Genomic DNA, 4,775 nt, shown 5'->3' on the forward strand with positions numbered 1-4,775 from the left:
AACCAACCCAATTGGATAGACAAATGTGGCGGTTTTCTTTCTCCTCAGAGATAACGCCTCGCTGGATAATAAGCTTAGGAGGCGAAAAACGTCATGAAACTCACAATACTGGTTGCCGCCGCTTTATCGGTGCCGCTATGGCTGGCGACGCCCATACAAGCGGCAAATATGGGGCACGTCAAACGATTGCTGGAAACGAAAGAATGCGTAGGGTGCGACCTTTCCGGTGCTGATTTAAGCGGTGCCGACTTGAGAGAAGCGAACCTGCAACGGGCTAACTTAAGGAAAGCCAACCTAACCGGAGCCAATCTGGCTGGTGCTAACTTATACGTAGCGGACTTAGATCGCGCCCAGCTCAGAAACGCTAACTTACAAAATGCCATCCTAAGATTTACGCGCTTAACGGATGCCAACTTAGAAGGTGCTGACCTGCAAAAAGCGACTTTGAGATTTGCAAACTTGACAGGTGCCAAGCTGAAAAATGCCAACTTGCTTGGGGCTGACTTAAACAGTGCTAATTTATACCAGACAGATATCCGATGAAGGATTCTGCCTGGTATCGTTATCCCCGATCATCCAGGTGCATTTGGAATTAAACGCGATCGCCTCTTTTAACTGCCGCACATCACCTGGCGCATAGTTCGCATATTCACAGGCAGTTCTAGCTGCATTGCCTGTTCGATGAAAATTGACGGCACTGGGATATTGGGCGTTGCTTTTACTGTATAGGTGAGCAAAGTGCCATTCTCGTAATCTTGCAAACTTAAGTCAGCACAGAAATCGGTAAAAGTACCTTTTTCCAAGCGAAAATGAATTTCCTGCTGCACGATCTCAGACACACTCAGATAAGCCTCAACCTGAAGACTGAGAAACAGGAAAGTTTTCGTGGCAACTTGGTAAACACTCTTGGAACTCGTCCCTTCCGGTAAGCCAACAGGCGAGGAGACGTTGGAGTGCAGTACCTCAGAGTGAGTAACATCTGGGAAATATTGCACCCAACGGGGATAGTCTGTCACTTGTTGCCAAACGCGCGATCGCTCGATTGGCAAATACATTTGGGCAGTAACAGCACCCCCCCAAGTAGAACGCAATTGCGTTTCTATCAAAATCTCACCTTGCAAAAGCGCCGTTGAGTATCTCTTGCTCAGCGACAAGTCTGAGGCGGCATCCATCGAGTCCGACGGAAAAAGTATACTCATACTGACTCAGCTACTCCTCAATCAATAGTAATTCGATGTCAAGCTAACACAGGTTGTCTCGGACGTGGAAGGCAAGGTATGTTGGCTAATCTCCTAATTTGATCCTACATCGCTGTTTCAGCAACTCAGTATGTAACAATGATGACCATAATTCCTCAAGCATGTCAGGAGCCAAGGAACGTGAGTTGCTCTCCCAACCCAGGCACCGCAATTTTGTTGTATCGCTGGCATTGCTTTAGTGATTACAGCGATCATCGTGGTGCTGAAAGGAGCGGGCGTTCTGAAGCAGCTTCCTGACTACGTCATCTGGGCGTTAGTTCTCTTTACCTTGGTTGCTGGTATCCTCGGCGGCATTTGCAGCTTGGGCGGACGTAGCCGATGGCAATATTCTGTTTTAACCATTTATTTGGTCGAGTCTGTGAGCCAAACTCCTAACCCTGAAACTCTGATTTCTTCCATTTTTGCCAGTGTTGTAGGGCTGACAATTGCGGTGTATCTGTTGCGAGGATTTGGAATTCTCACGTTCATCCCTGGCGGCGTTATCTGGATATTAATTTTGCTTTCAATTGCGAGTGGGATTACTTACGGCGTTCAGCGCACTCGCCGATAATTGCTTTCTTTTTCAAAGTTTGTTAAGTCATTTAGTATCTTTAAATACATTTAATATCAACCTTCGGGGCGATTCGCTGGAATTGTCATGTTCGCTATTCTCCAAGAGAAATTAACAAAAATTAAAAAACAAATTTCAGGAGAAGTGAATGACCGCGACAAACCCAACTACACAGCCAAGTGTTTCCACAGTAGAACGCAGTATCTCAGCCGTTTTCAAAGAACGCGAACAAATTGAGAAAGTGATTCACCGCTTGCTCGATCGGGGGATTTCCCGCGACGATATTTCAGTAATCGGCAAAAACTTTCATTCCGAAACTCGCATCGCTGGATTCATCACCAAAAAAGATGTGATTTTAGGCGGGCTAAGAAGCGGCGGCATCTTTGGTTCCTTGTTTGGTTCAGCCCTTGGCTTGCTGACTGGTGTGGGAGTGCTGTTCATTCCTTTTGTGGGTTCAGTCGTCGCGGCAGGACCCATTGGTGCGGCGTTGCTGGGTGCAGCAAGTGGTGCTTTAGCGGGTGCAGCGGGCGCTGGTTTAGTCTCTGCTTTGGTCGCTTTGGGAATGCCAGAAGACAAAGCTGCCATTTATCAAACTCGCGTCGAAACCGGAGATTTTCTGGTAGTTGTAGAAGTCTCTGCTAATCAATCCGGTGAAATTCAGCTGCTGCTAGAAAGTGCTGGTGGCGAAGAAGTGCATACCAGCGAAACCACATTACCCCGCAAACGCGCTGGGAAACTGGAAAGTCCTAGCGATTTGTCCCCGGAAGTTCGTTCTCACCTCTCAGAGGATGCTCAAAGGACATTTATCGCCAATTACAACAAAGCGCTAGAAGACTCTGGCAATGAATCCAAAGCTGACCATCATGCCTGGGATGTTGTTTCTGAACAATTTGAACAAGATGAACACGGCTTTTGGTCGAAGGCTAAAGCAAAGTTTTAGCAACTGGGCGGTTGAAAGTGCGTCTACAAGAGAATTAACCTGCTGGCGTGGGTTTCAAAACTTTTGATTCGGCTTAAGGCAAGTGCGATTCAGCGATAGTCCTTGGCTCAAAACTTAAGTTTCTCGAACATGAACAATGGGTTGTGCAAAAGCCGGTGTAACTTCGATTACGTCGGCTTTTAGTATTATGTATAGGCAAATGTTAAGGAGCGATAATGAAGAAGTATATATGTACAGTTTGCAACTACATCTACGACCCACAAGAGGGAGACCCAGATAGCAGTATCGCACCGGGTACGGCATTTGAAGATATCCCAGACGACTGGGTATGTCCTACGTGTGGAGCCACAAAAGGGGATTTTGAACCATACGACGGGTAGGGAGATGATATCGCATCTGTACGGAAAATATTCCGTGAAATCGGCAATAGCTTGATTGTGCAACCTTTAAAAGTAGTAGTGATTGGCGGTGGGGCAGCGGGGTTTTTTGGTGCAATTACCTGTGCCGAAACTTATCCCCAGGCGCAAGTAATTTTGTTAGAAGCAGGACGACAACCCTTATCTAAAGTTCGGATTTCTGGCGGCGGGCGATGCAATGTTACTCATGCTTGCTTTGACCCGGCTGGTTTAGTGCAATATTACCCCAGAGGCGGGAAAGCACTTCGGGGGGCTTTTAGTCGTTTCCAAGCTAAAGATACAGTCGTTTGGTTTAGCGATCGCGGCGTCCAATTGAAAACTGAACCGGATGGACGGATGTTTCCAATTACAGATAGTTCCGAAACTATTGTGGATTGTCTGTTTGAGGCAGCAAGGGCATCTGGAGTGCAGATTCGCAGGGGAACACCTGTTGATAAGATTTTCCGGCAAGTGACTTCATTGAATCAACCACTCGACACCGGCTTTGAGATCCAGTTGAAGTCAGGAGAGATCCTCAAGTGCGATCGCATTCTCCTCGCTACCGGCAGCAATCCCCAAGGCTACCGCTGGGCAAAAACTTTAGGACACACGATTGAACCACCCGTTCCCTCTCTATTCACCTTTACGATTTCCGACCCCCGGTTGCAAGATTTAGCCGGAGTCAGCGTGGAAAGTGCGCGGCTGCGTTTAGGTGTCGGTAAAACTCAGTTAGAACAAATCGGGCCATTACTGATTACCCACTGGGGTTTGAGTGGCCCTGCTGCCTTGAAACTGTCTGCTTGGGCGGCTAGAATGCTGCACGATTGCAATTATCGAACAACGTTGCAAATTAATTGGCTACCCCAGTACAACCCGGAAAAGCTGCGGGAAATGCTTTTGGCGGTCAAGTCCCAATTGCCCCAACGCGCCATTTCTACCAGTTGTCCGCTGCCCTTACCTCGACGCCTCTGGCAGAGTTTAATTGCTGCTGTGGGGATTAGTGGGGAACAGCGTTGGGCGGAATTATCTAATAAAGTTCTCAATCAGCTAATTCAAGAACTTTCCGAGGGTAAGTACCAAATTCAGGGGAAGGGTGTCTTTAAGGAAGAATTCGTTACCTGTGGCGGCGTCAACTTAAAGGAAGTGAACTTTAAGACAATGGAAAGCCGCATCTGTCCGGGACTTTACTTTGCCGGAGAAATCCTCGATATTGACGGCGTCACGGGTGGCTTTAACTTTCAGAGTGCCTGGACGACTGCTTACTTAGCGGGTCAGGCAATGGGCAATGAAGAAATTAAAAATTAAAAATTAAAAATTAAAAACCCAAAAATTTAATTTTTAATTGTGTCTTGGCGGTGCGAATACTTGATGAATCTCTTGTATAGCTGCCAATTCATTTACAGTTGTCCATGAATATGCCGATGAAATTTCACGAAATTGTCGAAAAACTGGGTACTACTGCCGCCTGCAATAGTTTGACCTCAAATACAGATTGCAACCCGGAAATTACGGGAGTAGCACCCGTCGATGAGGCTGCCATTGGCACACTCAGCTACATAGAGGGCGCGAAATTTGCGGCTTTTGTGGGAAAAACCTTTGCCAGTGCCTTAATTTTACCGCCGGATGAAAAG

The 4,775-nt window shown here is 47.1% G+C and carries 7 protein-coding genes; 6 read left to right on the forward strand and 1 reads right to left on the reverse strand.

Translation table 11 applies throughout. The features are described from left to right. The first annotated feature begins 93 nt into the window (after positions 1 to 93). A complete protein-coding gene (locus tag H6F50_RS10295) occupies positions 94 to 543 on the forward strand; it encodes a pentapeptide repeat-containing protein (RefSeq protein ID WP_190428624.1) in 450 nt (149 codons plus the stop codon). Positions 544 to 611: 68 nt separating this feature from the next. On the opposite strand, the gene H6F50_RS10300 is transcribed toward H6F50_RS10295, so the two are convergent. Beyond that, positions 612 to 1,199, reverse strand: coding sequence for an SRPBCC family protein (locus H6F50_RS10300; RefSeq protein ID WP_190428625.1), 588 nt, complete (start codon positions 1,197 to 1,199; stop codon positions 612 to 614). Between the two features lie 418 nt (positions 1,200 to 1,617). Between H6F50_RS10300 and H6F50_RS27930 the strand changes: the two genes are divergently transcribed. From H6F50_RS27930 to H6F50_RS10325, 5 genes are all read left to right on the forward strand, one after another. Then, entirely contained in the window at positions 1,618 to 1,809 is a 192-nt protein-coding gene (locus tag H6F50_RS27930; RefSeq protein WP_190412750.1) for a hypothetical protein, read from the forward strand. A 148-nt stretch (positions 1,810 to 1,957) separates the two neighbouring features. Then, complete coding sequence (locus H6F50_RS10310) at positions 1,958 to 2,749, forward strand: ChaB family protein (protein WP_190428626.1); 792 nt, start codon at positions 1,958 to 1,960, stop codon at positions 2,747 to 2,749. A 215-nt stretch (positions 2,750 to 2,964) separates the two neighbouring features. After that, a complete protein-coding gene (rd, locus tag H6F50_RS10315) occupies positions 2,965 to 3,129 on the forward strand; it encodes a rubredoxin (protein WP_190428627.1) in 165 nt (54 codons plus the stop codon). 51 nt (positions 3,130 to 3,180) lie between these two features. Beyond that, positions 3,181 to 4,449, forward strand: coding sequence for an NAD(P)/FAD-dependent oxidoreductase (locus tag H6F50_RS10320; RefSeq protein WP_190412753.1), 1,269 nt, complete (start codon positions 3,181 to 3,183; stop codon positions 4,447 to 4,449). Positions 4,450 to 4,565: 116 nt separating this feature from the next. Then, positions 4,566 to 4,775 (forward strand): LpxD N-terminal domain-containing protein (locus H6F50_RS10325; RefSeq protein ID WP_277879334.1); only part of this gene is annotated, 210 nt, incomplete at its 3' end.

It is taken from the genome of Coleofasciculus sp. FACHB-712, from assembly GCF_014695635.1.
GTDB lineage: Bacteria > Cyanobacteriota > Cyanobacteriia > Cyanobacteriales > FACHB-T130 > FACHB-T130.

Coding starts and splice junctions, on each gene's coding strand:
- H6F50_RS10295 (WP_190428624.1), top strand. CDS start 94: ATGAAACTCACAATACTGGTTGCCGCCGCTTTATCGGTGCCGCTATGG.
- H6F50_RS10300 (WP_190428625.1), bottom strand. CDS start 1,199: ATGAGTATACTTTTTCCGTCGGACTCGATGGATGCCGCCTCAGACTTG.
- H6F50_RS10310 (WP_190428626.1), top strand. CDS start 1,958: ATGACCGCGACAAACCCAACTACACAGCCAAGTGTTTCCACAGTAGAA.
- rd (WP_190428627.1), top strand. CDS start 2,965: ATGAAGAAGTATATATGTACAGTTTGCAACTACATCTACGACCCACAA.